Raw genomic sequence first — 24,389 nt, 5'->3', positions numbered from 1 at the left:
CGTGCTCCAGGGCGTTCTGCACGAGTCGGATTCGATCCTGCCCTTCCTCCTCGTCACCGTGGCGATGGGCGGCTGGGCCGGCTGGATGGCGGCGCGCGCCGTGGCGCGGGGCTGGCGGCCCTATCGCGCCTGCCTGCCGGCGCTCCTCGGGGTCGCGGCGGCGGTGCGCTTCATCCACTTCGCTCTGTTCTCCGGTACTTTGCTGTCACCGTACTACTTCGCCATCGACGCGCTCGTGGTGCTCGCCGTCGGCTCGGTGGCCTTCCGCATGACGCGGGTGCGGCAGATGACGACGCAGTACCGCTGGCTCTACGCCCGCACCGGGCCGTTCACGTGGCGCGAACGTCCGGAAGCGGGGCGGCCGTGATCTTGGATTTTCGGGGGGACACCATGAAGCGATTTACATTCCTGGCCGGCCTCGCGCTCGGCCTCGGCCTGAGCGGGGCGGCCCACGCCCAGATCAAGATCGGGGTCGGGAGCCCGCTCACCGGCAACAGCGCCGCCTTCGGCGCGCAGGTGCGCAACGGCGTCGTCCAGGCGGTCGAGGACATCAACCGGGCCGGCGGCGTGAAGGGGCAGAAGTTCGAACTCTCCAGCGGCGACGACGCCTCCGATCCGAAGCAAGGCGTGTCGGTGGCCAACAAGTTCGCCTCGGAAGGCGTGAAGATGGTGGTCGGCCACTTCAACTCGGGCGTCTCGATCCCGGCCTCCGACGTCTATCTCGATGCCGGCATCATCCAGATCAGCCCCGGCTCGACCAACGTGAAGTTCACCGAGCGCGGCATGTGGAACACCTTCCGCACCTGCGGGCGCGACGACCAGCAGGGGGCGCTGGCCGGCGAGTACCTCGCGGTGACGCTCAAGGGGAAGAAGATCGCCTTCGTCCACGACAAGACCCCCTACGGCAAGGGCCTCGCCGACGAGACCCTCAAGGCCTACAAGGCCAAGGGCGGCAAGGAGACCATGGTCGAGGGCATCAATCCGGGCGAGAAGGATTATTCGGCGCTGGTGTCGAAGCTGAAGCAGAACGGCATCGATCTGCTCTATTTCGGCGGCTACTACACCGAGGCCGGCCTGATCATCCGCCAGATGCGCGACCAGGGCCTCAAGGCGCCGCTGATGGGCGGCGACGGCATGGTCGACAAGGAGTTGGTCGCCATCGCCGGCCCGGCGGCGGAGGGCACGCTCACCACCTTCCCGCCCGACCCTCGCAACAAGCCCGCGGCCAAGGACGTGGTGGCCGCCTTCAAGGCGAAGAATATCGAGCCCGAGGGCTACACCCTCTACGCCTACGCCGCCGTGCAGATCCTGGCCAAAGCCATCGAGGCCACCGGCTCGACCGAGGGCGAAAAGCTCGCCGCCTACCTGCACCAGGGCAAGCCGACACCGACCGTGCTCGGCGAGATCGGCTACGACAAGAAGGGCGACATCACCCGGCCGGACTACGTGATCTACGAGTGGAAGAAGGGGGCTTCGGGGAGCATCGACTACACCGGCAACGAGATCGCGCCGTAGCGATCCCGCATCAAACGCCCCGCTCGAACCTCACTCGGTCGAGCCGGGCGCCGCGATAGGCGTCGGTCAGCGAGAGGGCCCAGACGAAGAAGCCGCCGGCATGGCGCCCGACGAAGCTCGCCTCGGGGGCGGCGAATTTCGCCGTGAGCCAGAAGCCGAGGATGGCGAACAGGGCGAAGCCCAGGCCCCGCGCCGCCCGCCCGGTCCAGACATGGCCCATGCCGGGCAGGAGCGCCGCGACCATGAGGACGCGCCGCGGGTCAGGCGGCGCGCGCATGAGATACCTCTTCGTTCTGCGACAGGGCGCGGGCGAGGCGATGCAGCCCGGCCAGCGTCCCGTCGAGGAGCGCAGGCGCGACATGGTCGAGATCGAACCGGCTGCCGCGCAGGAGCAGGTAGGCGCCACGCGCGCCCTCCGCCGCCTGCACCACGAGGCGTAACCCCCGCGGCGTCACCAGCACCTCCTTGACCCGAGGGTCGGCCAGGATTCTCTCAAAGATCGGCTCGACTTGTCGCAACAGCGCCACGGCGCCTGAAGTGCCGCGCACCAGCGTGTCGGCGGGCCAGCCGGCGGGGGTGTCGAGGCGCAGCGGCAGGTCGGCGGGGGCGTAGAACTCGGCGCCCGCGGGCCGGCGCAGCACGTCGAGGGTGGCCTCGGTCGGAAGCGGGCACCGCAGGCTCACCGAGAGCCAGAGCTGCGGCAGGCGGCGATGCACCAGCGCCTCCGGGATCAGCCGCACAGTGACCGGCATCCCGTCGCGAGAGCCGTCGAGGGTGGCGAAGCCGGCCCGGTCGCGCCCGAGCCGAGACGCCTCCAGTAATGCTGCGCAGTCCGAAAACAGCCCGGCTCGCCACGCCGCCGACCGCCGCCCCTGCCGGAGGCAGAGGACGGCGGCGGCGAGCGCGATCAGGGCGGAGACCGCGAAAAACATCGGCTCAATACCCTTTGGGCTTGGGCCAGGGCATCGTGAACTGCTCGCCGCGGCGGACGTACTTGTAGCGGTGCAGCACGAACCACGCCGAGGCCGCGATGTAGAAGGCCATCATGGCCAGCAACTGCGTGCCGTAGCCCAGGAACACCGCGAGGTAGGTGACGGTGCAGAGCGCCAGCAGCAGCAGCGCCGGCAACGGGTGGAGTGGGTGGACGTAGCCCCTCTGGATCGTGCCGAGCGGCCACTTGCGGCGGAACAGCACGATCGAGATGCCCATCAGCGTGTACCCGAGCAGCCCCGACAGGATCGACAGCGTGATGGTCTGATCGAGCGGGGTCGAGATCGCGAACAGGATCGCGATCGGCACGAAGAACACGATCGCCCGGTAGGGGGTGCGGTAGGTCGGATGCACCGCCCCGAACCAGACCGGCATGTAGCGGTCGCGGCCCATGGCGAACCACGCGCGCGAGGCGTCGTTGATGCAGCCGTTGGCCGAGGCCACGGTGGCGAACAGCGTCCCGAGGAACAGGAACAGCTCCAGCCAGCGGCTGCCGGTGAGCCGCGCCGCGTCGTAGAGCGGGGTCACCGCCTGGCCGAGATATTCCCACGGCATCAGGCCGGTGGAGACGTACCACGTGAGGGTCGCCGCGATCAGCAGGGTCATCATACCGGTCATGGTGCCGAGCGGCAGCGCGCGGGCGGGGGAGCGCACCTCTTCGGCGGCCTGCGTCGTGCCCTCGATGCCGAGGTAGAACCACAGGCCGAAATGCATCGCCGCGAGGATGCCGAGCGACCCGTAGGGCAAGCCGACGAGCAGGCTCTCGTGCTGGAGCACCGCGCCGGGCGCCCAAGGCTGGGCGGCCACGAACAGCACCACGATCGCGGCGAAGGCGGCGGCCGTGATGACGAGGTTGAGGGTCAGCGTCGCCAGCACGCCGCGATAGTTGAGGAAGGCCAGCGCCACCACGGTCAGCACCATGAAGGCGCGCTTGTCGACCGTGCCCTCCAAGTGAAGACTGTGGGCGAAGGCCTCGATCAGGTCGCCGGTGACGATGGCGTTCGAGACCTCCAGCATGGTGTAGGCCATGACGAGGTAGAGGCCGACGTTGAAGGCGGCGAGCGGCCCGATGATGTGCTTGGCCTGGGCGTATTGCCCGCCGGCCGCCGCGACCGTCGAGGTGATCTCGGAATCGATCATCGCGACGCAGGTATACAGGATGCCGGCGAGCCAGCAGGCGGCGAGCGCCGCGATCGGCCCGCCCTTCCCCACAGCGAAGTTCCAGCCCATGAACTCGCCGACCAGCACGATGCCGACGCCGAGCGCCCAGACATGGCCCGGCCCCAACACCCGCAACAGCGCTATTTTTTGGGACTTCTCGGTCGCGACCTCGGCGGTCGGCGTTCCCGGTGCGGCCGAGGGCGGAGCCGCGGCGGGTTGCAGGGTGCTCGTCATCACGACCTCGCCGCCGTCTCGCCGACATCCGCATCGACGATCTCGCCCTCCTCGGAGGAGAGCAGGAAGCTTTCGTCGTAGGCGCGGTTGGTGCGCCAGAGATCGAAGCCCATCCACAGGGCGAGGACGGCCGCGACCGCCCAGGCGCCCCAGTTCATCACGGCCACCATGGCAGGCTCCCTCGGGTTTTCGGAAAGGACGAAGAGGGGAGGGTCGGACGGTCTCAGGGGCGCGGCGGCCCGTCGAACCGCTCGGCGATGACCTCGCGGTACTGCTTGTCCGAATATCGGAACAGGAACACGAAGTAGCCGACGATGATGAGCGCGGTGAACGCCATCGCGCCCCAGTTGAAGGCGTAGTCGAAGCGCGTGCCGATGATCGTCGCGGCCTTCTCGGGGGTGAAGTCGAGCTTTTCCCACTGCGCCGCCATGACGGCGTTCTGGCCGAGCGATTCCCAGGTCGGGTTCTCGACCGTCTTCGTCGTGGTGCCGCCGCCTGCGAGCTTGAGCAGCAGCGGCAGGTAGAGGGTGATGACCACGAGCACCAGCATCAGCAGCGCGTCGAAGATCTGCCCGGCGACCGACTGGGCCGGCGGCTCGTAGAGGGTGCGACCTTCGGGCTTGCGGCCTTGAGGAGAGGGGGAGCCGGTCATGTCAGACCTCACCCTTGCGGCGCCAGGCCCGCAGTTCGTCGAGATAATACAGGTCCATCCCGTAGATCGCGGCGCGATCCTCGCCGTAATGGCGGATCATCGCGGCGACGGCGGCCGTGTTGAGCAGCACGACGCACAGGCCCACGCCGACCATGAGCCCCGTGAGCCCGGCCGCCGCGATGGCGTCGCGCATGGTCCAGAAGGTGAAGGCGTAGACCAGCCAGACGACGACGACGGCCAGGATCGCCGCCGCCCTGTCGCGGCCGAACATGGCGGAGACCCGCGGATCCTGCACGGCGCACCTCCCGATCTGTTCTTGAAAGGAATTGACCTTTCTTATTGGGAAATATCCTGCCGCGCCGGACGTGCGTCAAGCCGGAAACGTCGCGGCGGCGCAGCAATCGTGCAGGATCGTTCTACCAGTCCATCGCCGGGCAGGACGGCATGCAAAGGGCGAGCACGAGCGTGCGCCCTGCGGCGTCAGCGGGCGCGGCGGGGCGTGCGGGCCGGGATCGGAGGCGCGAGCGGCTCGACGGGCGTCGTCTGGGCGACGGGGGCACCGAGCGCGGCCATCAGCACGCGCAGGCCATCCACCCATTCTTCGGCGTCCGCCAACGTGGCGAAGCCGTCGCGCCGGAAAACCTTGTCGGGCTCGATGGTGGCGGTGACGTCGAACCGCCCGTCCGCTCGGTCGCTGATCGTGTACGTCACGAGGCGAGGCATAAACTTAACTTAGGGCACAAATGACCGAAAGGAAACCCCGGCTCGAACACGAAAAGCTTGGCAAACCAAAGCGCTAGATCGGACTTCGCTGATGTTGCATTATATGGCATACCAGTAATGCGGCGACGCTTGTCGTCGTGGCATGGCTTGGCGCCCCGCGGGGTCGATGCCGGTGCGGTGCTCGGCCGCCGCATCGACCGGCCGCGCACCGAGGGTCGAGTCAGCTCAGTAACCGACCGCGTGCAGCCGTTCGGGCTGGGACTTCATCACCTGTACGATCCGGCGGGCCCGAAACTCTTCGGATTCCAAGTAGCTCTTCAGAACGTCGGCAAGATCATTGCCAATATGTGCTTTGATATGAACGCCGATTTCTTCGGCCGACGGCTCGCGGCCGAGAAGAATTCTGAAACACGCCGCGATGTCGGCCAGCGTCGCCTTCGCCATGGTTGCCCCCACCCAGAAAGCAATGGGATAGCAAGACTGGGATTGATTTTTCCATAACGAATTCGCGAACGGTTCACCAAGTACGGCGAGTGTTGCCTCGCCGCACGGGTCGGCGGACAGGTCGGCGGCGGTGCGTTACGCTTCCGCCCGCGGCGAATCCGCTGATCAGCCCCGGCGCCCGGCGAAGAAATCGCGCAGCAGCGCCGTCGCCTCGCGGGCGCGAAAACCCGAATAGACCTCCGGGGCGTGGTGGCAGGTCGGCTGGTTGAACACGCGGGGCCCGTGCTCGACGCCGCCGCCCTTCGGGTCGCTCGCGGCGTAGTAGAGCCGCCGGATGCGGGCGAACGAGATCGCGCCCGCGCACATCGGGCAGGGCTCCAGCGTCACGTAGAGGTCGCAGCCCGGCAGCCGCTCGTCGGCGACCGCGGCGCAGGCGGCGCGGATCGCCAGGATCTCGGCATGCGCCGTCGGGTCGTGCAGCGCCCGGGGGCGGTTGCCGGCGACCGCGAGCACCGCGCCGTCGCGCACCAGAACCGCGCCGACCGGCACCTCGCCGAGGCGCGCCGCCTCGCGGGCGGCGGCGAAGGCGCGGTCGAACGGGTCCATCAGGGCGAGGAGGCTTCGGCCGCGTTCACATCCAGGGATTCTCGCGCCACCGCCCGCCCGCCGATGTCGCGGCGGCAAAAACCTTCGGGCCAGTCGATCCGGTCGAGCGCCGCGTAGGCGCGGCCTTGCGCCTGCCCGACGCTGGCGCCGAGCGCGGTGACCGCCAGAACGCGCCCGCCGTCGGCGAGCAGTCGGTCGCCGTCGCGGCGGGTGCCGGCCTGGAACACGATGGCGCCGCCCTCGGCCTCCGCCGCCTCGACGCCGCGAATCTCGGAGCCTCGGGTGACGGGGCCGGGATAGCCCTGCGCCGCCATCACCACGGTGAGCGCCGCTCGCGCCGGATCGAAGCCGATCGTCACGCCCGAGAGGTCGCCCTGGGCAGCGGCGAGCAGGGCCGGCACGAGGTCGCCGGTGAGGCGCGGCATCAGCACCTGCGCCTCGGGATCGCCGAAGCGGGTGTTGTACTCGATGAGCTTCGGCCCGGCCTCCGTCAGCATCAGCCCGGCATAGAGGATGCCGGAGAACGGCGTGCCCCGCTCGGCCATGCCGCGGAGCGTCGGGGCGATGATCGCCTCCATCACGGTTCGCTCGATCTCCGGGGTGACGATCGCGGCGGGGGAATAGGCGCCCATGCCGCCGGTGTTGGGGCCGCGGTCGCCGTCATGGACGCGCTTGTGGTCCTGCGCGGTGCCGAGCGGGATCGCGCGGGTGCCGTCGCAGAGCGCGAAGAAACTCGCCTCCTCGCCGAACAGGCATTCCTCGATGACGAGAGCGCCGCCCGCGTCGCCCAGGATCGCGTGCACGGCCTCCTCGGCCTGTTCCAGCGTCTCGGCCACCGTCACGCCCTTGCCGGCGGCGAGCCCATCGGCCTTGACGACGATCGGCGCGCCCTGCTCGCGCAGATAGGCGAGCGCCGGCTCGGCTTCGGTGAAGCGGGCGAAGGCGGCGGTGGGGATCGAGCGCTCGGCGCACAGATCCTTGGTGAAGCCCTTGGAGCCTTCGAGCTGCGCGGCCGCCTTCGTCGGCCCGAAGGCCGGGATGCCGGCAGCGGTCAGATCGTCGACGAGGCCCGCCACCAGCGGCGCCTCCGGCCCGACCACCACGAGCCCGATTTTTTCGGACTGGCAGAACCGCACGACGGCGTCGTGGTCGGCGACCGCGAGGTTCGGGCGGTTCTCGCCGTGCCGGGCCGTGCCGGGATTGCCGGGCGCCACGAAGAGCCTCTGGCACAGGGGCGACTTCGCGATCGCCCAGGCCAGGGCGTGCTCGCGCCCGCCGGAGCCGACGAGCAGGATGTTGAGAGGAGTCTGGCTCATGGTCTCACCCCTTCCCAAAAATCGCGGGCCGGGGGAAGAGCCATCGCTCGGGAACGAGCGATGGCGCCGCATCGCCGGGCGCGAAGAGCGCCCCGTGGAGCGAGCTTCGGCATCGAGCGGACCGAAAGCCGCGGACGCTTGAGGCTGAGAAAGATTCAGGAGGCTTCGTGCCGGAAACCCCGCCCGCGGCGCCGAAGCGCCGGCTCGGCCTCGACCGCGCCAACACCCTGGTGCAGACGCTGGCGATCCTCGGGGCGGGGGCCTGGGGCGTCTACACCTTCATCTACGAGGCCCGGATCAAGCCGGGCTTCGAGCCGCCCTCGGTCTCGGTCAAGACCGACCTCGTCCGGGTCGGCGAGCGCGACGGCCACGTCGCGATCCGCTCGACGGTGACGCGTACCAATGTCGGGCAGGCCGGCGTGCGCGTGCTCGGCCTCACCTACACGGTGATCGGCCTGCGCACCCGCTTCGCCCCGCCCGGCCCGGATGCAGCGGCCCGCGAGGCGGCCTTCCGCCAAAGTCTCGACCGCGCCGCCACGGTGGACGCCGCCCGCGACTACGTGCGCGAGAGCGCGACGCAAGCGCCGATCCTGCGCCAGGGCGTGCTGTTTTCCGGCGCCACCGACCTGCCGAGCGAGCCCTCCGAGCTGAATCCGGGGGAGGCGGTCTCGCGCGACCTCATCGTCTACGCCGACCGCAACGCGTTCGACGCGGTGCGCTTCGAGGTGCGCCTCGCCTATGCCCGCGAGGACGCCGCGCCCGTGCGCCTGCGCTTCGAGACGCAGGGCGACGGCACGCTGGGGCTCGCCCCCGCAGCCCCCTGCCCGGCGCCGAACTGCCCATTGCGCACCACGGATTTCGCCACCGAATTCTCGCTGTGGTGATTTTTAGCGTCAGGCGCCGATTTCCGCGCGAGCCGCGAGCGCGAGGCGGAACGCTGGAGCCCGGTCGCTCGTTGACGCAAGCCATGCCCCTCTGCCGCCACTCGACCCTCCCTGCGCTTCCCGCCCCACCCGGGCCGAAGGCCGTGCGGCTATCGCATTACGTGGTGACCCGCCGCCTCGCGCCGCGGCCCGCCAACGACAACCGCCGCCCCCGCGCCGTCCCGGCCTGGCCCTGGGCCGTCGTGATCGTGGCCGCGCCGACGCTGACGGCAGCGCTGATCCTGGCACAGTTGATCTGAGGCAGACGCCCTCGAAGCCGCGTCTCGCAGCCTGCGCCCTGACGCGGCCCCACATCCCTCCCCAACCTGTGGCCCGCCTGCCCTTTACCCGCACCGGCCCGGTCCCGTAGCGTCCGGGGCATGCCGCTCGTGCCCCCGCCGCGTCCCGCCGCCGTGCCGCCTCCGCCGCCTCCGCCGCCGGGAGAGGCCGCGCCCGCTGCGCTCCTCAACGCCAACGCCCCCGAATGGTCGGTCGGCGACCTCGCCGCCGCGCTCAAGCGTACGCTGGAGGATTCCTTCGGCCATGTGCGCTTGAGGGGCGAGATCTCGGGCTATCGCGGGCCGCACGGCTCGGGCCACGCCTATTTCTCGCTGAAGGACGGCAGCGCCAAGATCGACGCGGTGGTGTGGAAGGGGGTGCTCGGGCGGCTGCGCCAGAAGCCCAAAGAGGGGCTGGAGGTCGTCGCCACCGGCAAGATCACGACGTTCGCGGGCAAGTCCTCCTACCAGATCGTCGTCGATTCGATGGAGCCCGCGGGCATCGGCGCCTGGATGGCACTGTTGGAGGAGCGCAAGCGGGTGCTGGCGGCCGAGGGGCTGTTCGCGCCCGAGCGCAAGCGGCCGATTCCGTTCCTGCCGGGCGTCATCGGCGTCGTCACCTCGCCGACGGGCGCCGTCATCCGCGACATCCTCCACCGGCTCGCCGACCGGTTTCCCCGCCCCGTCCTGGTCTGGCCGGTGCGGGTGCAGGGGGAGGGGGCCGCCCCCGAGATTGCCGCCGCCATCCGGGGCTTCAACGCGCTCGTCCCCGGCGGGCCGATCCCGCGGCCGGACGTGCTGATCGTCGCCCGCGGCGGCGGCTCGATCGAGGATCTGTGGGCCTTCAACGAGGAGGCGGTGGTGCGTGCCGCCGCCGAGAGCGCGATCCCGCTGATCGCCGCGGTCGGCCACGAGACCGACACCACGCTGATCGACTACGCCGCCGACCGGCGCGCCCCGACCCCTACGGGCGCCGCCGAGATGGCGGTGCCGGTGCGGACCGAATTGCTGGCGCAGATCCACGATCTCGGCGCCCGGCAGGCCGGCACGGTGCTGCGGCGGCTCGAGCGCGAGCGCTCCGATTTCCGCGCCCTGGTGCGGGCGATCCCCAACCCGGACGCCTTTTTGGCGGGCAAGCGCCAGCGGCTCGACCTCGCCGAGGCACGGTTGCGGCCCGCGCTCGCCGCCAATGCCCGCGATTCCCGCGAGCGCCTGTCGCGGCTGGCCGACCGGCTCACCCGCCGCTCGCCGGCCATCGCCCTGGTGGAGGCCCGCACCCGGCTCGCCGGCATCGATCACCGCCCGCGCACCGCTCTGCTCCGCGCGCTCGAGCGCCGCCGCGACCGGCTCGGGGGCCTCGACCGGATGCTTGGGGCGCTCAGCTACAAGGCGGTGCTGGCCCGCGGCTACGCCCTGGTGCGCGACGAGGCCGGCCTGCCGATCCGCTCGGCGGAGGCCGCCGCGACCACGCCTCGCCTCCAGCTCCAGTTCGCCGACGGCGCCATCACCGCCGTGCCCGAAGGCTCCGCGCCGCCGCCCCCGGCCAAGCCGAAGCGCGCCGCCCGCAAGCCGGCTCCGGAGGTAGCTCCGAAGCCGGCGGCCGCCGCGCCCGCGGCGCGGCAGGGTTCGCTGTTCTGAAAGGATCGGGCCGCCTGCATCGGCCGATCCCACTCAATCCCCTCATCCTGAGGTGCCCGCGCAAGCGAGCCTCGAAGGAGGGCTCCAGGGATCGCTGAGCGAGCTGGAGCTCTCCTTCGAGGCTACGCTTCGCTCCGCACCTCAGGATGAGGGGATTGGATGGGGGGAAGGGGGTGAGCCACCGCTCACGCCTCGCACCACAGCCACACGGCCGTCCCCACCAGAACCACCGTCGCCGCCGCCCCGGTCCAGGCGAGGGCGGCTCCGTCGGCGATGTCGAGCAGGCCGAGGGCACGCACCGTCAGCGGGCCGGCGATCTGGCCGGCGGCGAAGGCGGCGGTCATGCGGGCGATGAGCGGGGTCGGGTCGGCGGGATGCGCCGCGCGGGCGAGCTGGAGGCCGGCCATGGTCGCGACCATGAAGGTGCCGCCGACCAGCAGCGCCGAGGCGGCGACGCTCCAGAGCGACGGGACCGCGAGGGGCAGGGCGGTCCCGAGCGCCATGAACGCTTGCGCCACCGCCCAGACCCGGCGGCGCGGCGTCTGCTTCAGCCAGCGGGCCACGCCTGCGACCGAGAGGGCGGCGGCGAGGCCAAACAGCGGCCAGGCCAGCCCGAACACCAGCGGATCGGGCGTAAGCGCCCGCGCCATGGCCGGCAGGAAGGTGGCGGGCACGATGTAGCCGAAGCCGAAGGCGCCGTAGCAGACCACGAGGGCCGCCTGCCCGCTCCGGTCTGCCGCCGGGGCCGCAGCGGCGCGCTGTGCGGTTCCCGCCTCGCTCGCTCCGTGCGAAAAACCCCAGACGAGCCATGCGCCGAGGGCCGCGATCAGTCCGAGTTCGAGCCAGAGCCGGTCCGCCGGCTGGCGCCCACCGAGCCAGGCGAGGATGCCGGCCAGCGCGATGCCGAGGCCGACGCCGGTATAGATCCACGCGCCCAGCGCCTCGGCCCGGTGCCGGGCGAGTTCGGCGAGGCACCAGCCGCTGGCGCAGACGAGCGCCCAGGCGCTGAACACGCCCGCCGCCGCCCGCAGCCCGGCGCCGGCAAAGAGGCTTGCCAGCGGGCTCGGGATGCCGCCGATCCCCGCCATGGCGAGCGTCGTCACCGCGACGCCGACGAGGCCGAACCGCAGGCCGCGGCGCGGATCGGCGAAGCGGGCCGCGGTCAGCGCGCCGACGAGGTAGCCGACATAGTTGGCCGCCGCCCATTCGGCGCCGGTGGCGGCGTCGAGGCCGCCGTCGCGGATCATCAGCGGCATCAGCGGGGTGAAGGCGAACCGGCCGATCCCCATGGCGACGGCGAGCGCCACGATGCCACCGAGGACGACCGGCCGGATGGCGGGGGAGGGCAAGTGGGTCGGGTCTTGCGTCACTCGGCGAGGTTGCCGACGCAGGCGAGATCCCCCTCCTGGCAGGCGAGATAGCCGGAGAGCCGCTTCGTCCGCTCCTCGGTGATCGCGGCGAGGCAGCCCGCGCGCACCATCGGCTGGGCCGAGCCGCCCGCCGCGCCGAGGGCTTCGAGGTCGCAGGTCTTGTCGCGGTAGGGCAGCCAGGCGCGCTGCGCCTCCTTCAGGCCCTGCTGAGCGGCCGGACCGATGCGCTTCATCAGCCGGCCGTAGGCCGCGTTCATCGCCGTGTCGGTGCGCTTGAGGTCGGCGTCGGCGCAGGCGTTGAGATCGGCCTGGGTCGTGCCCTTGCATTCGGCCGCGGCGGCCGAACCGAGCGCGAGACCGAACGCAGCGACGGCGACACACGCACGAACCATCCTGACCCTCCCGGCAGCGACCGGCCCATTCCGCCCGCGTGGGCCAGCGGGTCAAGCAGGATCGCCGGGCTCGGCGTCAGGCCGGATCACGACTCCGGTAATGATACGAAAAAAATTCGCGGTCGAAGCCGAGCCCGGCATAGAGCCGGCGGGCGGGGGCGTTGTCGGCCACCACTTGGAGGCAGGCCGCGCGTCCGCCTCGGGCCCGGCCCCAGCGCAGCAGCGCGGCGACGACCCGGCGGGCGAGGCCCTGACCGCGGGCCGCCTCCAGCGTGCCGACGGATTCGATCACCACGAGGGAGCGGTCGAGCACGCCGTAGGCCATGGCGACGACCGCGCCGTCCCGCCGGATCGCCGCGAAGGCTTTGGGAGCCAGGATCGTCCGGATCATCTCCGCGTAGACGCGGCTCGTCTCGGCATCGGCCGCGTTGAGGGCGGCGCGGGCGATGAGCCATGCGGCATCGGGGGAGGGCGCCAGCGCGACGTCCGGGTCGGACGCGGCGTCGAGGGTCGCGAGGTCGGCGAGCAGGGTCAGCGAGCGGCCGAAGGCGGCGTAGCCCCGCCGCTCCAGCGGCGCGTCGAGATCGGGCGCGATCTCCGGCACCCGGAACAGGGCGGGCCGCCGGAGTTCGGCGTAGGCCGCCTCGCAGGCCGCGATCACCGCCTCCGGTTCGTCCCGAAGGCCGGGCAGGGGATTGACCGAGTTCGGGCGCCGCGACGGCCCACCCGAGGCCCGCAGCAGGTAGCCGCCGACGAGGCGCTGGCGCCGCGAGGGCCAAGCGTTGAGGCAGGCCTCCTCCACCGTCCAGGCGAGGGGGTTTTCTTCGCGAGCGGACACGGGCCCTCCTGCTGCGGCTGAGCCGGCCGGAGGGAGGCATTCCCCATAGCGTTGCGCAACCCCCTCCCCCGCGGGGGCGGCTTGACCCGCCCTGCCGCCTCTGCGACCGACGCGGCATGGCTCGTGCCTTCCGTGGCTCCGAGCCCTGCGGCAGGAGAGGCCCCGTGACCACGGCGATCGAATCGGACCAGAAGCTCCATCTCGTCTTCGGCGGCGAGCTGGAGGATGTCTCGGGCGTGCGCTTCCGCGACCTGAAGGACCTCGACGTGGTCGGCATCTATCCCGATTACGCCTCCGCCCAGACGGCGTGGCGGGCCAAGGCCCAGGCCACCGTCGACAGCGCCCAGACCCGCTACTTCATCGTCCACCTGCACCGCCTGCTCGAGCCTTGAGAGCGCTGCTCGCAACGAGCCAAACAAGGGCGTTCCGTATGGCCCGGCGCGAAGAGCGCCGCGCGCAGCGGGCCTCGGCTTGTGCCGAGGCGTCTAGCGCATCGTCCTGGATATCGTATCCAGGACGATGCGCTACGTTCTTGTGCTGCATCGGCTTTTTTCCGAAAGCCGGCGACCACCTTTCGGGCCGATGCTCTAGCGGAGCGAGAAGCCTAAGGCCGCGGATGCGGCCGCCGGCGCTTGAGGCCAGCGGAAAACCTCACAACAGCTTCGCTCGGCGAAGCTGTTGTGACGACGCGGCCCCGCTGTTATGAGCCCGCGCGACCGGATTGCGGCGCGGTCTCGGCCGTGCGTCGTCGTGCGCGTTCCGCCCGTTGAGAGAGCCGAGAGACGCCCGGCATGACGTCGTCGATCAAGATCATCGCAGGCAATGCGAGCCGTCCGCTCGCCGAGGCGATCGCCGCCTACCTCGAACTGCCGCTGGCAAGCTGCATGGTCCGGCGCTTCGCCGACATGGAGATTTTCGTCGAGCTGCAGGAGAACGTGCGCGGCGAGGACGTGTTCATCGTCCAGTCGACCTCCTTCCCGGCCAACGATCACCTGATGGAACTGCTCATCATGATCGACGCGGCGCGGCGCTCCTCGGCGCGGCGCATCACGGCGGTGATCCCGTATTTCGGCTACGCCCGGCAGGACCGACGCACGTCGGGCCGCACGCCGATTTCGGCCAAGCTCGTCTGCAACCTCATCACCGAGGCCGGTGCCGACCGGGTGCTCACCCTCGACCTGCATGCGGGCCAGATCCAGGGCTTCTTCGACATCCCGACCGACAACCTGTTCGCCGCCCCGGTGATGGTGCGCGACATCAAGGAGCGGCTGGCGCCGGGCCAGCGCATGGTGGTCTCGCCCGACGTCGGCGGCGTGGTGCGCGCCCGGGCGCTTGCCAAGCGGATCGACGCCTCGCTCGCCATCGTCGACAAGCGCCGCGAGCGCGCGGGCGAGTCGGAGGTGATGAACATCATCGGCGACGTCGAGGGCCAGTCCTGCATCCTCGTGGACGACATCGTCGATTCCGGCGGCACCCTGGTGAACGCGGCCGAAGCCCTCCTGAACGCGGGCGCCAAGGACGTGTCGGCCTACATCACCCACGGGGTGCTGTCGGGCGGCGCGGTCTCGCGCATCGCCGCGTCGCGGATGAAGGAACTGGTCATCACCGATTCGATCCTGCCGACGCAGGCGGTCAAGCTCGCCCGCAACATCCGCGTGATCTCGATCGCGCCGCTGCTCGGCGAGGCGATCGGGCGCACGGCCACCGAATCGAGCGTATCGAGCCTCTTCACCTAAGGGGATGCGCCGTCCGCGCGTGACGGCAAAGCTTTTGGAAGAAAATTCCCTCGGCCGGCTCTGCATTGTGCGCAATCCAGGGGCGCCCTGAGATTATCCCATATAGCGAAACGTCTTTTCCGAACGGACCCCGCATGGCCGGGTTTCGTTGAAACCGCTATGGTGACGAAGAAAGATGAGCGCATGGCCGGGAGTAAAGAGCCAGACGCTCATGCACGGACAGAGCGGGTGGACCGCGGACCAATGCCGCATCCTCAACTGCTGCGCGACATGGCCCTCTTCGTCGAGGTCGCGCGCCGCAAGAGCTTCAGTCAGGCCGCGGTCGCGCTCGGCATGCCGATCTCGTCCCTGTCGCGGCGCATCACCCTGTTCGAGTCGGCGGTGGGCCTGCGCCTGCTCGACCGGACCACGCGCAAGCTGGCGCTGACCTCTTACGGCGAGGCCTACCTCGCCCAGGTCTCGCGCCTCGTCGATGAGGCGCAGCGCACCTTCGACGACATGATGGCGGTGGCCAAGGGGCCGAGCGGCTTCCTCAAGATCGCCGCGCCGCCGGATTTCTGGGTGCTGCGCCATCTCTCCGGCGTCATCACCGAGTTCTCGTCCCAGCACGAGCACATCCACGTCCACGTCGATCTCAAGCCCGCGCCGGTCGATCTCGTCGGCGACAACTACGACCTCGCCGTCGCGATCGAGGAGCCGCGCGAGACCTCGCTGATCGTGCGCAAGGTCGCCGAGGTCGAGAACGGCCTGTTCGGCGCCCCCGCCTATTTCGACGAGCGCGGCGAGCCGGCGACCCCGCTCGATCTGGAGAACCATCAGGTCATCGTGCCCGCGCAGGGCGCCAGTGCGGTCTGGACGCTGAGCCGCGGCGGCGAGAGCGTGGCGATCACCGTCGGTGGGCCGATCTCCTGCAACTCGCCGAGCCTCGCCCGGCGCTTCGCCGTCGCCGGCCAGGGGATCACCACCGCCAACGTCATCAATGTCGACAGCGACGTCTCCAACGGTCGCCTGCGCCGGGTGCTGCCGGACTGGACCCTGCCGGCGACGCCGGTCTACTTCGTCACCACTTCTCGGCTCCTGCCGGCCAAGTCCCGCAGCTTCATCGACTTCGCCACCAAGCGCCTCGCCGCGGTGCTGGCGACCGCCTCCCGCGACTCCCGCCGCCCCGGCAACACGCCGACACGGCCGCGGGCGATCGAGCGCGCGCTGTCGTCCTGATTCTTTTTCTCTTTGGAGTCGCTCGCGACGGCGGCCGGTAAACCCGCGCCGTCATCGCGAGGCGGAGCCATTCAGGGCGCGACGCGGGCCGAAGGAAGCAAAACGGCTCCCTTTCAGACGCTCATCCCATCCAATCCCCCTCATCCTGAGGTGCTGCGAAGCAGCCTCGAAGGAGGACTCCAGGGATCGCGCGCAGACTGGAGCCCTCCCTTCGAGACCCGTTCACGCGGGCAGCTCAGGATGAGGGCGTGGGTTGGAATACGGCAGAAGGGGCGCAGCGGCTTCTTCTGAAACTGCGGAGCACTGGATTGCTTCGGCTCCGCCTCGCAATGACGGTGTGGGGTGGGAAAGTGTCCGTGCGAACCTCCCCATTGCCCATGAAAAAGGAGCCGCACCTGCAGGCACGGCCCCTTCGCAACTCAGTGACGGCTTAGGCGTAGACGCTGCTCGGCGCCTGCGGAAATTTTTCGGCCAGCGCCCGACGCAGCTTCTCCAGGGCACGATTCTCGATCTGACGGACGCGCTCCTTCGAGATGCCGAGGCGGTGGCCGAGGGCTTCCAACGTCGCCTGATCCTCGGCGAGCCGGCGCTCGCGCAGGATGCGCAGCTCGCGCTCCGACAGCACGGTGAGGGCCTGACGCAGCCAGATCAGACGGCGCTCACCGTCGACGCGGGCCGAGACGGTCTCGTCGGGAAGCGCCGCGCCGTCGATGAGGAAGTCCATCCGCTCGGAGGAGGCGTCGCTGTCCTCGCCGACGGGGGCGTTGAGCGACATGTCGGGGCCGGACAGCCGGGCGTCCATCAAGGCCACGTCCTCGCGCGACACACCGATGGCGGTGGCGATGCGGCTGTGGATTTCGGAGCCGACCTGTTCCTCGGTCGATTGCATCAGCCGGGCGCGCAGCCGCCGCAGATTGAAGAACAGGGCCTTCTGGGCCGAACTGGTGCCGCCGCGGACGATCGACCAGTTGCGCAGGATGTAGTCCTGGATCGAGGCGCGGATCCACCACGTGGCGTAGGTCGAGAAGCGCACGTCCCGCTCCGGCTCGAACCGGGCCGCCGCCTCCATCAGGCCGACATGCCCCTCCTGGACGAGGTCGGCCATCGGCAGGCCGTAATGGCGGAAGCGACCGGCCAGCGCGATCACGAGGCGCATGTGGGCGGAAATCAGCCGGTGCAAGGCGCGCTCGTTGCGCTGTTCCTTCCAGGCCACCGCGAGGCCCCGCTCTTCTTCCCGCGCAAGGAACGGCGCCTCCATCGCTGTCCGAACGAACTGACGCCGCATCCCCGCGATCTCTGCCATGCCCGCCTCTCTCGTGAGCGTTCTTGGATAGGACCGCAGGGCGTTGGATCGTTCGCTGAAAGCCCGCATCTGCGGACGCAAACGTAACCCCGGGTCGGGCCATTCGTGGCTCAGGCACAACACACTGCCGCCGGGGTGGTTCCCTGCGAGCGCGTGGAACCGATCACAAGAAATTCAAGAGGCCTCTGCCGGGCGCACAAAAAAGGGCCCGGCTCGCGCCGGACCCTCTCGTCGATAGGGTGAACCGTGGGCCGAAGGCGCTGCTCTCCGGCGACCGCCTCAGGCGGCCTCCTCCACGTCGCCCTCGTCGCTGTCGCCCTCGGCATCCGCATCGGCCTTGCCGCGGCGCGGCGACTTGGCGAGGCTCTGCTCGATCAGCTTGAGCGCCTCGGTCTCGGTGATCTTGTTCACCGTGGAGATCTCGCGCACGACGCGGTCGAGGGCGGCTTCGTAGAGTTGGCGCTCGCTGTAGGACTGCTCGGGCTGGGCCTCGGAGCGGTAGAGGTCGCGCACCACCTCCGTGACCGAGATCAGGTCGCCGGAATTGATCTTGGCCTCGTATTCCTGGGCGCGGCGCGACCACATCGTCCGCTTGACGCGGGCGCGGCCGGTCAGCACGTCCAACGCCTTCTTGACGAGTTCCGGCTCGGCGAGCTTGCGCATGCCGACGCTGTTGGCCTTCGCGGTGGGCACGCGCAGGACCATCTTGTCCTTCTCGAAGGCGACGACGAACAGTTCGAGCTTGTAACCGGCGATCTCCTGCTCCTCGATCGCGGTGATCCGCCCGACGCCGTGCGCCGGATACACGACCGACTCGCCGGTCTTGAAGCCTTGGCGGCCTGCTGCCGTCGTCTTCTTGGCTGTGGTCATGCGGAATGAGCCTCCACTGTCATCCACGCGGGTCTTCTCAGCCCGCGCTCATCGCTTCCGGGGTGGGACACCCGGCGCACGCCTCGTCCGGCGGGCCCGATCCGAAGGCCTGCCGGTTCCCGGGCATTGGTCCGCGCAGCCCACACCGCGCGAAAGAACGCGCCGGGAGCGAAATGCTTCCGACGGTCGATCGCAGCCAACCTCGTTTCCAGGAAGATGGAACCCGCCGGGGCGGTGACGAAGGAAGCGCATCGGGCGTGAGCGACGGCGGCCATCCGTATAGCACGAATGGCCGGCGAATCAAAGGATTGCCGGCGCGTCGGGCGCGTATCCGCGGGGGATGACGAAACGAGGGCAGGCCCCCCAAGCGGGGCCGACCACGAGATTTCGAAGCGGGGGCCGGAGGCGCCGGCTTAGTCGCCCGAGCCGGGGTTCACCGAGAAATGCGCCTCGAACTTGCCCGAGACCCCGTCCCACTGCTTGGCGTCGGACGGCGCGTCCTTCTTCTGGGTGATGTTGGGCCAGGACTTGGCGTAGTCGGCGTTGACCTTGAGCCAGGTTTCGAGATTGCCCTCGGTGTCGGGCTTGATCGCCTCGGCGGGGCATTCCGGCTCGCACACGCCGCAATCGATGCACTCGTCGGGATGGATGACGAGCATGTTCTCACCCTCGTAGAAGCAATCCACGGGGCACACCTCGACGCAGTCCATGTACTTGCACTTGATGCAATTGTCGGTGACGACGTAGGTCATGGGCCGTTCGGTCCTGCAATCCTCTCCCGCGCCGCGAGGGACGCGCGCCCGGTCTCGGGCGGACTTTTCCCCAACCGCTGCACGGCTGCCGTGAAGCGGGCGCCGCCCGGTCGGCCAAGCGCTCTAGACCCTGACCGATGGGCTGACAAGCGCCGTTCGACCGCACCCGCCGGGCAAACCGATCTCACGGCGGCACGACGGCGAGGGACGCGGGCGCCCCTCGACCCGCGACGGCGACATCGGGGAATCCCGCTCGCCCTCGCATCGGTTCCGATAAAGTCGAGCGACGATGGAAAGGCCTGCGTAGTCTGAGTCGTTGGTTAATTTTACTGTCTTCGACAATCGAGCTTGTCCGCAACGCAACCTTGGCTGCACTTGTGGCGTCGAGAGGAGCGCGCGCCGGAATCGGCGGTGGCGCTCGACACCTCAAGTAACGCGTCTTGCCGAGGACTCTTTCCAGATGGCCGCCCTTCCTCTTCGTCCCGCCCTGTTCGTCGCGGCCTTCGCGCTGTCGGCGAGCGTCGTCCCGGCCCAGGCCGGCGGCGGCTGCGTCAGCGCCGAGTGCTACCGCCGCGTCACCACGCCGCCGGTCTACGACACCGTCTCCGAGCAGGTGCTGGTCCAGCCCGCCCGCACGGTCTACCGCTCGACGCCGCCGGTCTACGACACCGTGTCCGAGCGCGTGCTGGTCGCCCCCGGCGGGCGCCGCTGGCAGACGAGCTATGACGCCTACGGCCAGCTCGTCGGCTGCTGGGTGACGACCCCGCCGCAATACGCGGTGCAGACCCGCCGGGTGCTGGTGCGCCCCGCCGAGACCATCCCGCAGACCCTGCCGCCGGTCTACGCCACGACGCAGCGCCAGGTGCTGGTCCAGCCCGCCCGCGCCGCCTGGGTGCCCGCCGCCGCCCCGGCCTACGGTCCCCGCCCCGGCTACGGCCCGGTCGGCGTCGGCTCGATTCCCGACGCCTTCGGGCTGGCCGGTGCCTCGGCGGCCGACATCGGGGTCGGCCTCGGCTTCTCCCGCGGCAGTGTCTACGACGGCTACTGATCACGCCGCAGGACAGACCATCGCTCGCACGCGAGCGGTGGCTTCCGTATTCCGGGCGCGAAGAGCGCCCCGCGCAGCGGCCTCGGCCCTGCCGAGGCGTCTAGCGGAGCGAGAAGCCTGAGGCCGCGGACGCGGCCGCCGGCGCTTGAGGCCATCATGAAAAATGAGGCCATCACGAAAAACGGGGCGACCTTGAATCGGCCTGTGTCCGCCGTAGCTCCCTTCCCTGAGTGATATCGGGGGAGCGGAGCATGACGGCGTTCAAGGCCTGGGTGATCGAGAAGGCGGAGAGCGGCCAGACGCTCGCCTTGCGCGACGTCGAACCGTCCGAGCTGATGGACGGCGACGTCACCGTGCGGATCTCGCATTCGGGCCTGAACTACAAGGACGGGCTCGCCATGACCGGCAAGATGCCGGTGGTGCGCCGCTTCCCCATGATCCCCGGCATCGACTTCGCCGGCACCGTCGAAGCCTCCGAGCACCCTTCCTACAAGCCGGGCGATTCCGTGGTGCTGACCGGCTGGGGCGTCGGCGAGACCCATCTCGGCGGGCTCAGTGAAGTCGCCCGCGTGCGCGGCGACTGGCTGGTGCCGCTGCCCGAGGGCCTGAGCCCGGCCCGCGCCATGGCGGTCGGCACCGCGGGCTACACCGCGATGCTCTCCGTGCTGGCTCTGGAGCACCACGGCCTCACGCCCGCCTCCGGCCCGGCCCTGGTGACGGGCGCGGCCGGCGGCGTCGGCTCCGTGGCGGTGGCCCTTCTGAAGAAAGCCGGCTGGCACGTGATCGCCGCGACCGGCCGGGGCGACGAGGCGGATTATCTGAAGGAACTCGGCGCCGCCGAGATCCTGGAGCGCGAGGCGCTGAGCGGCGAGCCGCGTCCGCTCGCCAAGGAGCGCTGGGCGGCCGGAATCGACGCGGTCGGTGGTCGTGTGCTGGCCAACGCCCTGGCGATGACCAAGGGGGGAGGGGCGATCGCCGCCTGCGGCAATGCCGGCGGCATGGACCTGCCCTCCTCGGTGGCGCCGTTCATCCTGCGCGGCGTCTCGCTGCTCGGCATCAACAGCGTGACGACCCCGCTGGAGCCGCGCCGCGCCGCCTGGGCCCGGCTTGCCCGCGACCTCAACCTCGCGCTCCTCGACCGCATGACCACGACGATTCCGCTGGCCGAGGCCGGCCCCCGCGCCGAGGCGCTGCTGGCGGGCCAAGTGCGCGGCCGGACCGTCGTCGCGATCCCGTGACGGAACGTGCGCGGAACCGCACGCCGGTTCCGCGCATTGCCGCGCTCATGAGCAGAGCATTCGTCCGTGAGCCGGAAGGTGGCGAGGCCTTCGAGGACCTGCCCGACCGGCCGATCTCCCAACACCCGAACTACGTCACGCCGGAGGGCCTCGCGCGGATCGAAGCCGAGGCGGCACGGCTGGAGGCCGAACTGTCGGGCCTCTCGCCCGAGAACAAGGCCGATCGTGCCCGCGTCTCGCGCGACCTACGCTACTGGAGCCTGCGCAAGACCTCGGCGCAGCTCGTGGACGAGGCGCCCGACGGCGAGACCGTCCGCTTCGGCGCGACCGTGACGGTCCTGCGCGAGGACGACACCCGCCAGACCTTCCGCATCGTCGGCGAGGACGAAGCCGACCCCAATGCCGGCTCGATCTCCTACGTCGCACCGCTCGCCCGCGCGCTGACCGGCAAGAGCGTGGGCGACACGGTCACGGTCAACGGCAACGAATTCGAGATCGCCGAAATCCGCTGATCGCCGCGGCGGGCCCGCTTGAGAGGCCCGCCACGCGCGTTCATGCCCGCCCTCAGCGGGAAGCGGGCGCCGAGGTGGCGCCGTTGCTGTTGTTGCTCTTCGGATGGCCGATGGCGCCGGTCGTGTCCTGGCTCGGGTTCCCGACCGGGACCTGACCGCTGCGCGGCATGGCCCCGCCGTCCTTGTCCTGCATGGCGCCCGGCTCGCCCGTGCTGCGCGCCGTGGCGCCCGGGGCGGTTCCCTGCGCCCAGGCCCCACCCGCGAGGCCGAGGAAGAGGACGGCGGCGAGCGCCGGCGTGACGATCCGTGACTGGGTGCGCATGGCGTCTTTTGTCCCTATCGTGGTTTTCTCCCGGCTTAACCCGCGGCCGGGGAATCGGGTTCGCCCGATCGGCGCCGAGACCGACTTGCCGAGAAAAGAACCGCCGAACGGCAAAGACCCGCTTGCGACCCCGGACAGTGCCAGCTATACACCCGCTCGCCGACGCCCCACGGGGCAGGCGGCTTCGGAGTGTAGCGCAGTCTGGTAGCGCACCACGTTCGGGACGTGGGGGTCGCAGGTTCAAATCCTGCCACTCCGACCAAACAAGAAGAGATCACCCATCAAGGGTGACACGGTACGACAAGGGCGCCCGTAGCTCAGCTGGATAGAGCACCAGACTACGAATCTGGGGGTCAGAGGTTCGAATCCTTTCGGGCGCGCCATTCCTTGTTTTCCCTCGCTTTTCCGGCGGGATAGGACCCTTTCTGGGGTCGGGTTAGGACCCTTCTTTCGGACCCTCGCTTTTCGTCGAGTTCAGCGCTCTCGGGCTTGCTCCTGCTCGATTCGCGGTTGCTGACGCGGCAGAGCAACCGTCTCGAAGGCGGTTCTCCGAGACGGTCACTCATTCCTTGGCTCCTCCGATCACGCTGCCTTAGGCTGTGGTGCCACCTCGACCTCTGGATCGCTGGGCAGCCTGTGCATCAGCGCCCCGCTACCCTCACTCGCAGTCACTTCGTCCGGGTTGTGGTCCGGGAGCACCAGTTCCGTCTCTCGCCCGGTGAGCCCAATCAGAGCGGCTTCGTGCCCGATCACGAAGGCTTCGAGTTGGAGCAGGTGCCGCCCCTGCCCTTGAAGCCGGTTGGTGTTGGCGAGTTGCGTGTCGAGCAGGTCCTGCAAGCCCGCGCAGACCGTCGCCTCGAAGCCATCGGCTCGCTGCTGCACCTGGGTGCGCAAGCTCGTCAGTTGGCGCGCGAGTTCGTCCTCCATCCGGGCGCGCTTGCCGTTCTGCTCTTCCAGGAACTCGACCCGCTCTGTCAGGGTGTCCACCTTCTCCATCGCCTTGCGCAGAGCGGCAACGAGCTTGGCAGGATCAATGTTCGTCATTCGCCGTCCTCCGTCCCGGCGATGAGGCCGTGTGGATCGTAGAGGGCATGTCGCTTTGGCGCGTTCGCCTTTGACGACCTCTTGTTGGCGTAGAAGGGGCCAACCTCGATGACGGCCTCGTCGAGGTGCAGCCGCGCTTCCATCTCATCCTCGCGCGTCAGGACAAGCAGGAACTGGCCGTGGAAGTAGTGGCTGCCCGGCGGCGATCCGATGTGGCCCATCTTGGCCCAAAGGGCGCCCGGCTCATCGCGCATCCAAGCCGTGGCCGTATTGGCGGCGTCGCGATAGCGGTCGAGCCCCGCCACTGAGAGCTTACCCTCGGCGTGTTCCTGCTCGGCCCAGGCGACGACCTTCTTCGGCTCGATGAGTTCGACGACCCGATGCCAATGCGGGTTGCGCTGGTTCAAAGGCTGCCCGTCGTCGAGGTAGACGCGCAGCTTCATCGTGTGCTGGGTCTTGCCCTTTCCGGGCATCGGGCCGTTGTCGAAGAACTGCGCCCGCATAGCCTGGACCCGATCGATCGGCGGGAACGGAGTGAACCATGGCTTGCTGTTCTTCCTGTCCTTCTTCCGTTCAGAGCTAGACTCGGCCGAGGTCGTCTTGGGCTTCGTGATGATCGACGCGTTATTGGTGCTCGCGCCGCCGATGAAGGCGTCGAGCCATTCAGAATCATGCATTGAAGAATGCTCCTTAATCAATACATGTACCATATCATCATGAGCGAATCGGGTTCAATATGATTCGCTCCTTATCAATGAGAAGCACCCAAGGGGGCAGGCATTCCCATTGAACAATGTTGTACAAGTTCAGGTGCAATGAAGAATATTGTTCAATGAGAACAAGAGGGCTATCTGCCCTTGGAGGAGAGGAAGACGGATCAACCGCTCGACGCGCTACGCTCGTCTCACGAGAACAATCGCGCCGTCGTGCTGCGCCCACCGGCTCGGTAGGGGAACATCAAGATGAACTCTCGTTCCACTCGGCTCCGCCTCGCCGTCCTCGACGTACAACATCTCGAACCGTCGATGGGCAGTAGATCGGAGCGCGCATAGGATAAGATGCGCCCCTGGCCAGAAGCAATCCACATCGAGGAGGCGTCATCTAAATTTTTGGTCAGAGGCATCATTAATATTGATCCCCAGATATCGATCGATTATCTTGATTATGACGGCAATTCAGCCGCCAATAATAGTGATATATCATAATGCCGCATTATTTTACGCAAATGATTTACAACCGCCGCGCCGTCAAGGTCAGGATGTATGT

Annotated in this window: 30 protein-coding genes and 2 tRNA genes; 13 read left to right on the top strand and 19 right to left on the bottom strand. The window is 69.3% G+C overall.

All coding sequences use genetic code 11. The features are described from left to right. Position 1 precedes the first annotated feature (1 nt). Together ASG52_RS00155 and ASG52_RS00150 are read left to right on the top strand one after the other, a co-directional pair. Positions 2 to 367 (top strand): DUF6867 family protein, encoded by a 366-nt coding sequence (locus ASG52_RS00155; protein ID WP_200945544.1) that lies wholly within the window; start codon positions 2 to 4, stop codon positions 365 to 367. Positions 368 to 390: 23 nt separating this feature from the next. Beyond that, positions 391 to 1,515, top strand: a complete 1,125-nt coding sequence (locus ASG52_RS00150) for a branched-chain amino acid ABC transporter substrate-binding protein (RefSeq protein ID WP_056238336.1) — start codon at positions 391 to 393, stop codon at positions 1,513 to 1,515. Positions 1,516 to 1,525: 10 nt separating this feature from the next. Here the strand turns inward: ASG52_RS00150 and ASG52_RS00145 are convergent, their stop codons facing one another. From ASG52_RS00145 to purD, 10 genes are all read right to left on the bottom strand, one after another. Continuing rightward, positions 1,526 to 1,792, bottom strand: coding sequence for a hypothetical protein (locus ASG52_RS00145; protein WP_056237298.1), 267 nt, complete (start codon positions 1,790 to 1,792; stop codon positions 1,526 to 1,528). Continuing rightward, positions 1,776 to 2,447: a hypothetical protein gene (locus ASG52_RS00140; protein WP_056237294.1), complete on the bottom strand. Its 672-nt coding sequence runs from the start codon at positions 2,445 to 2,447 to the stop codon at positions 1,776 to 1,778. Before ASG52_RS00140 ends, ASG52_RS00145 begins: the two co-directional genes overlap by 17 nt. A gap of 4 nt (positions 2,448 to 2,451) precedes the next feature. Beyond that, the gene (locus ASG52_RS00135; RefSeq protein ID WP_286158897.1) at positions 2,452 to 3,900 is read right to left on the bottom strand and encodes an APC family permease; all 1,449 of its coding nucleotides are present in this window, start codon (positions 3,898 to 3,900) and stop codon (positions 2,452 to 2,454) included. Further along, positions 3,900 to 4,070 carry a hypothetical protein gene (locus tag ASG52_RS27740; protein ID WP_200945543.1) on the bottom strand — a complete coding sequence of 57 codons (171 nt, stop codon included), beginning with the start codon at positions 4,068 to 4,070 and terminating at the stop codon, positions 3,900 to 3,902. Before ASG52_RS27740 ends, ASG52_RS00135 begins: the two co-directional genes overlap by 1 nt. A 53-nt stretch (positions 4,071 to 4,123) precedes the next feature. Further along, entirely contained in the window at positions 4,124 to 4,552 is a 429-nt protein-coding gene (locus ASG52_RS00130; RefSeq protein ID WP_056237292.1) for a hypothetical protein, read from the bottom strand. A 1-nt stretch (position 4,553) separates the two neighbouring features. Then, the gene (locus ASG52_RS00125; RefSeq protein ID WP_056237289.1) at positions 4,554 to 4,847 is read right to left on the bottom strand and encodes a hypothetical protein; all 294 of its coding nucleotides are present in this window, start codon (positions 4,845 to 4,847) and stop codon (positions 4,554 to 4,556) included. Between the two features lie 185 nt (positions 4,848 to 5,032). After that, a complete protein-coding gene (locus ASG52_RS00120; protein WP_286158896.1) occupies positions 5,033 to 5,263 on the bottom strand; it encodes a hypothetical protein in 231 nt (76 codons plus the stop codon). A gap of 237 nt (positions 5,264 to 5,500) precedes the next feature. Next, positions 5,501 to 5,719 (bottom strand): hypothetical protein, encoded by a 219-nt coding sequence (locus ASG52_RS00115; RefSeq protein ID WP_056237288.1) that lies wholly within the window; start codon positions 5,717 to 5,719, stop codon positions 5,501 to 5,503. Positions 5,720 to 5,884: 165 nt separating this feature from the next. Continuing rightward, complete coding sequence (locus ASG52_RS00110; protein WP_056237285.1) at positions 5,885 to 6,325, bottom strand: nucleoside deaminase; 441 nt, start codon at positions 6,323 to 6,325, stop codon at positions 5,885 to 5,887. Then, positions 6,325 to 7,641, bottom strand: coding sequence for a phosphoribosylamine--glycine ligase (gene purD, locus ASG52_RS00105; RefSeq protein WP_056237282.1), 1,317 nt, complete (start codon positions 7,639 to 7,641; stop codon positions 6,325 to 6,327). The genes ASG52_RS00110 and purD overlap by 1 nt, the downstream gene beginning before the upstream one ends. 167 nt (positions 7,642 to 7,808) lie before the next feature. Here purD and ASG52_RS00100 point away from each other — a divergent pair, with 167 nt between their 5' ends. The 3 genes from ASG52_RS00100 to xseA all read left to right on the top strand — a co-directional run bounded on the left by ASG52_RS00100 (position 7,809) and on the right by xseA (position 10,480). Then, positions 7,809 to 8,525: a hypothetical protein gene (locus ASG52_RS00100; protein WP_056237279.1), complete on the top strand. Its 717-nt coding sequence runs from the start codon at positions 7,809 to 7,811 to the stop codon at positions 8,523 to 8,525. Between the two features lie 143 nt (positions 8,526 to 8,668). Further along, on the top strand, positions 8,669 to 8,824 hold the full coding sequence (locus tag ASG52_RS00095; RefSeq protein WP_286158895.1) for a hypothetical protein: 156 nt from the start codon (positions 8,669 to 8,671) through the stop codon (positions 8,822 to 8,824). 120 nt (positions 8,825 to 8,944) lie between these two features. Continuing rightward, positions 8,945 to 10,480, top strand: a complete 1,536-nt coding sequence (gene xseA / locus ASG52_RS00090; RefSeq protein WP_056237274.1) for an exodeoxyribonuclease VII large subunit — start codon at positions 8,945 to 8,947, stop codon at positions 10,478 to 10,480. A gap of 185 nt (positions 10,481 to 10,665) precedes the next feature. Here the strand turns inward: xseA and ASG52_RS00085 are convergent, their stop codons facing one another. The 3 genes from ASG52_RS00085 to ASG52_RS00075 form a co-directional block, all read right to left on the bottom strand. Beyond that, complete coding sequence (locus ASG52_RS00085) at positions 10,666 to 11,829, bottom strand: YbfB/YjiJ family MFS transporter (protein ID WP_056238332.1); 1,164 nt, start codon at positions 11,827 to 11,829, stop codon at positions 10,666 to 10,668. A gap of 17 nt (positions 11,830 to 11,846) precedes the next feature. Next, positions 11,847 to 12,242 (bottom strand): lysozyme inhibitor LprI family protein, encoded by a 396-nt coding sequence (locus ASG52_RS00080; protein ID WP_056237270.1) that lies wholly within the window; start codon positions 12,240 to 12,242, stop codon positions 11,847 to 11,849. 76 nt (positions 12,243 to 12,318) lie between these two features. After that, positions 12,319 to 13,080: a GNAT family N-acetyltransferase gene (locus ASG52_RS00075; RefSeq protein ID WP_056237268.1), complete on the bottom strand. Its 762-nt coding sequence runs from the start codon at positions 13,078 to 13,080 to the stop codon at positions 12,319 to 12,321. 164 nt (positions 13,081 to 13,244) lie between these two features. Between ASG52_RS00075 and ASG52_RS00070 the strand changes: the two genes are divergently transcribed. The 3 genes from ASG52_RS00070 (at position 13,245) to ASG52_RS00060 (ending at position 16,034) form a co-directional block, all read left to right on the top strand. Beyond that, positions 13,245 to 13,472, top strand: a complete 228-nt coding sequence (locus ASG52_RS00070; RefSeq protein WP_056237266.1) for a DUF4170 domain-containing protein — start codon at positions 13,245 to 13,247, stop codon at positions 13,470 to 13,472. Between the two features lie 399 nt (positions 13,473 to 13,871). Next, complete coding sequence (locus ASG52_RS00065; protein ID WP_056237262.1) at positions 13,872 to 14,816, top strand: ribose-phosphate pyrophosphokinase; 945 nt, start codon at positions 13,872 to 13,874, stop codon at positions 14,814 to 14,816. Positions 14,817 to 15,059: 243 nt separating this feature from the next. After that, positions 15,060 to 16,034 carry a LysR family transcriptional regulator gene (locus ASG52_RS00060; RefSeq protein WP_056237260.1) on the top strand — a complete coding sequence of 325 codons (975 nt, stop codon included), beginning with the start codon at positions 15,060 to 15,062 and terminating at the stop codon, positions 16,032 to 16,034. A 430-nt stretch (positions 16,035 to 16,464) separates the two neighbouring features. Here the strand turns inward: ASG52_RS00060 and ASG52_RS00055 are convergent, their stop codons facing one another. The 3 genes from ASG52_RS00055 to fdxA form a co-directional block, all read right to left on the bottom strand. Further along, on the bottom strand, positions 16,465 to 17,337 hold the full coding sequence (locus tag ASG52_RS00055) for an RNA polymerase factor sigma-32 (protein WP_056237258.1): 873 nt from the start codon (positions 17,335 to 17,337) through the stop codon (positions 16,465 to 16,467). A 279-nt stretch (positions 17,338 to 17,616) separates the two neighbouring features. After that, the gene (locus ASG52_RS00050; protein WP_056237254.1) at positions 17,617 to 18,207 is read right to left on the bottom strand and encodes a CarD family transcriptional regulator; all 591 of its coding nucleotides are present in this window, start codon (positions 18,205 to 18,207) and stop codon (positions 17,617 to 17,619) included. Positions 18,208 to 18,620: 413 nt separating this feature from the next. Then, positions 18,621 to 18,959, bottom strand: coding sequence for a ferredoxin FdxA (fdxA, locus tag ASG52_RS00045; protein ID WP_056237251.1), 339 nt, complete (start codon positions 18,957 to 18,959; stop codon positions 18,621 to 18,623). Between the two features lie 460 nt (positions 18,960 to 19,419). Between fdxA and ASG52_RS00040 the strand changes: the two genes are divergently transcribed. The 3 genes from ASG52_RS00040 to greA all read left to right on the top strand — a co-directional run bounded on the left by ASG52_RS00040 (position 19,420) and on the right by greA (position 21,757). Next, on the top strand, positions 19,420 to 20,007 hold the full coding sequence (locus tag ASG52_RS00040; protein WP_056237247.1) for a hypothetical protein: 588 nt from the start codon (positions 19,420 to 19,422) through the stop codon (positions 20,005 to 20,007). 251 nt (positions 20,008 to 20,258) lie between these two features. Continuing rightward, positions 20,259 to 21,245: an acrylyl-CoA reductase (NADPH) gene (gene acuI, locus ASG52_RS00035; RefSeq protein WP_056237245.1), complete on the top strand. Its 987-nt coding sequence runs from the start codon at positions 20,259 to 20,261 to the stop codon at positions 21,243 to 21,245. A gap of 47 nt (positions 21,246 to 21,292) precedes the next feature. Then, a complete protein-coding gene (gene greA / locus ASG52_RS00030) occupies positions 21,293 to 21,757 on the top strand; it encodes a transcription elongation factor GreA (RefSeq protein WP_056237243.1) in 465 nt (154 codons plus the stop codon). Between the two features lie 52 nt (positions 21,758 to 21,809). Here greA and ASG52_RS00025 read toward each other — a convergent pair whose 3' ends face one another. Further along, complete coding sequence (locus ASG52_RS00025; RefSeq protein WP_056237238.1) at positions 21,810 to 22,079, bottom strand: hypothetical protein; 270 nt, start codon at positions 22,077 to 22,079, stop codon at positions 21,810 to 21,812. 185 nt (positions 22,080 to 22,264) lie between these two features. Here ASG52_RS00025 and ASG52_RS00020 point away from each other — a divergent pair. Both ASG52_RS00020 and ASG52_RS00015 read left to right on the top strand, forming a co-directional pair. Beyond that, positions 22,265 to 22,341, top strand: a tRNA-Pro gene (locus ASG52_RS00020). A gap of 44 nt (positions 22,342 to 22,385) precedes the next feature. Then, a tRNA-Arg gene (locus ASG52_RS00015) sits at positions 22,386 to 22,462 on the top strand. Between the two features lie 199 nt (positions 22,463 to 22,661). Here ASG52_RS00015 and ASG52_RS00010 read toward each other — a convergent pair. Continuing rightward, the gene (locus ASG52_RS00010; protein WP_056237234.1) at positions 22,662 to 23,123 is read right to left on the bottom strand and encodes a hypothetical protein; all 462 of its coding nucleotides are present in this window, start codon (positions 23,121 to 23,123) and stop codon (positions 22,662 to 22,664) included. Beyond that, a complete protein-coding gene (locus tag ASG52_RS00005; protein WP_056237225.1) occupies positions 23,120 to 23,800 on the bottom strand; it encodes a hypothetical protein in 681 nt (226 codons plus the stop codon). The genes ASG52_RS00010 and ASG52_RS00005 overlap by 4 nt, the downstream gene beginning before the upstream one ends. Positions 23,801 to 24,389: the final 589 nt, after the last annotated feature.

Origin of the sequence: Methylobacterium sp. Leaf456 (assembly GCF_001425465.1) — a bacterium.
In the GTDB taxonomy this organism is placed as follows: Bacteria; Pseudomonadota; Alphaproteobacteria; order Rhizobiales; family Beijerinckiaceae; genus Methylobacterium.
Note: the sequence above shows the minus strand (reverse complement) of the source record. Positions and strands in the feature narration are given on the sequence as shown.

What these genes read in the sequence shown, in the direction of transcription:
- ASG52_RS00150 (WP_056238336.1), top strand. Translation starts at nt 391, where the DNA reads ATGAAGCGATTTACATTCCTGGCCGGCCTCGCGCTCGGCCTCGGCCTG.
- ASG52_RS00145 (WP_056237298.1), bottom strand. Translation starts at nt 1,792, where the DNA reads ATGCGCGCGCCGCCTGACCCGCGGCGCGTCCTCATGGTCGCGGCGCTC.
- ASG52_RS00140 (WP_056237294.1), bottom strand. Translation starts at nt 2,447, where the DNA reads ATGTTTTTCGCGGTCTCCGCCCTGATCGCGCTCGCCGCCGCCGTCCTC.
- ASG52_RS00135 (WP_286158897.1), bottom strand. Translation starts at nt 3,900, where the DNA reads ATGACGAGCACCCTGCAACCCGCCGCGGCTCCGCCCTCGGCCGCACCG.
- ASG52_RS27740 (WP_200945543.1), bottom strand. Translation starts at nt 4,070, where the DNA reads ATGGTGGCCGTGATGAACTGGGGCGCCTGGGCGGTCGCGGCCGTCCTC.
- ASG52_RS00130 (WP_056237292.1), bottom strand. Translation starts at nt 4,552, where the DNA reads ATGACCGGCTCCCCCTCTCCTCAAGGCCGCAAGCCCGAAGGTCGCACC.
- ASG52_RS00115 (WP_056237288.1), bottom strand. Translation starts at nt 5,719, where the DNA reads ATGGCGAAGGCGACGCTGGCCGACATCGCGGCGTGTTTCAGAATTCTT.
- ASG52_RS00110 (WP_056237285.1), bottom strand. Translation starts at nt 6,325, where the DNA reads ATGGACCCGTTCGACCGCGCCTTCGCCGCCGCCCGCGAGGCGGCGCGC.
- purD (WP_056237282.1), bottom strand. Translation starts at nt 7,641, where the DNA reads ATGAGCCAGACTCCTCTCAACATCCTGCTCGTCGGCTCCGGCGGGCGC.
- xseA (WP_056237274.1), top strand. Translation starts at nt 8,945, where the DNA reads ATGCCGCTCGTGCCCCCGCCGCGTCCCGCCGCCGTGCCGCCTCCGCCG.
- ASG52_RS00080 (WP_056237270.1), bottom strand. Translation starts at nt 12,242, where the DNA reads ATGGTTCGTGCGTGTGTCGCCGTCGCTGCGTTCGGTCTCGCGCTCGGT.
- ASG52_RS00065 (WP_056237262.1), top strand. Translation starts at nt 13,872, where the DNA reads ATGACGTCGTCGATCAAGATCATCGCAGGCAATGCGAGCCGTCCGCTC.
- ASG52_RS00060 (WP_056237260.1), top strand. Translation starts at nt 15,060, where the DNA reads ATGCCGCATCCTCAACTGCTGCGCGACATGGCCCTCTTCGTCGAGGTC.
- ASG52_RS00055 (WP_056237258.1), bottom strand. Translation starts at nt 17,337, where the DNA reads ATGGCAGAGATCGCGGGGATGCGGCGTCAGTTCGTTCGGACAGCGATG.
- ASG52_RS00050 (WP_056237254.1), bottom strand. Translation starts at nt 18,207, where the DNA reads ATGACCACAGCCAAGAAGACGACGGCAGCAGGCCGCCAAGGCTTCAAG.
- fdxA (WP_056237251.1), bottom strand. Translation starts at nt 18,959, where the DNA reads ATGACCTACGTCGTCACCGACAATTGCATCAAGTGCAAGTACATGGAC.
- ASG52_RS00040 (WP_056237247.1), top strand. Translation starts at nt 19,420, where the DNA reads ATGGCCGCCCTTCCTCTTCGTCCCGCCCTGTTCGTCGCGGCCTTCGCG.
- acuI (WP_056237245.1), top strand. Translation starts at nt 20,259, where the DNA reads ATGACGGCGTTCAAGGCCTGGGTGATCGAGAAGGCGGAGAGCGGCCAG.
- greA (WP_056237243.1), top strand. Translation starts at nt 21,293, where the DNA reads ATGAGCAGAGCATTCGTCCGTGAGCCGGAAGGTGGCGAGGCCTTCGAG.
- ASG52_RS00025 (WP_056237238.1), bottom strand. Translation starts at nt 22,079, where the DNA reads ATGCGCACCCAGTCACGGATCGTCACGCCGGCGCTCGCCGCCGTCCTC.
- ASG52_RS00010 (WP_056237234.1), bottom strand. Translation starts at nt 23,123, where the DNA reads ATGACGAACATTGATCCTGCCAAGCTCGTTGCCGCTCTGCGCAAGGCG.
- ASG52_RS00005 (WP_056237225.1), bottom strand. Translation starts at nt 23,800, where the DNA reads ATGCATGATTCTGAATGGCTCGACGCCTTCATCGGCGGCGCGAGCACC.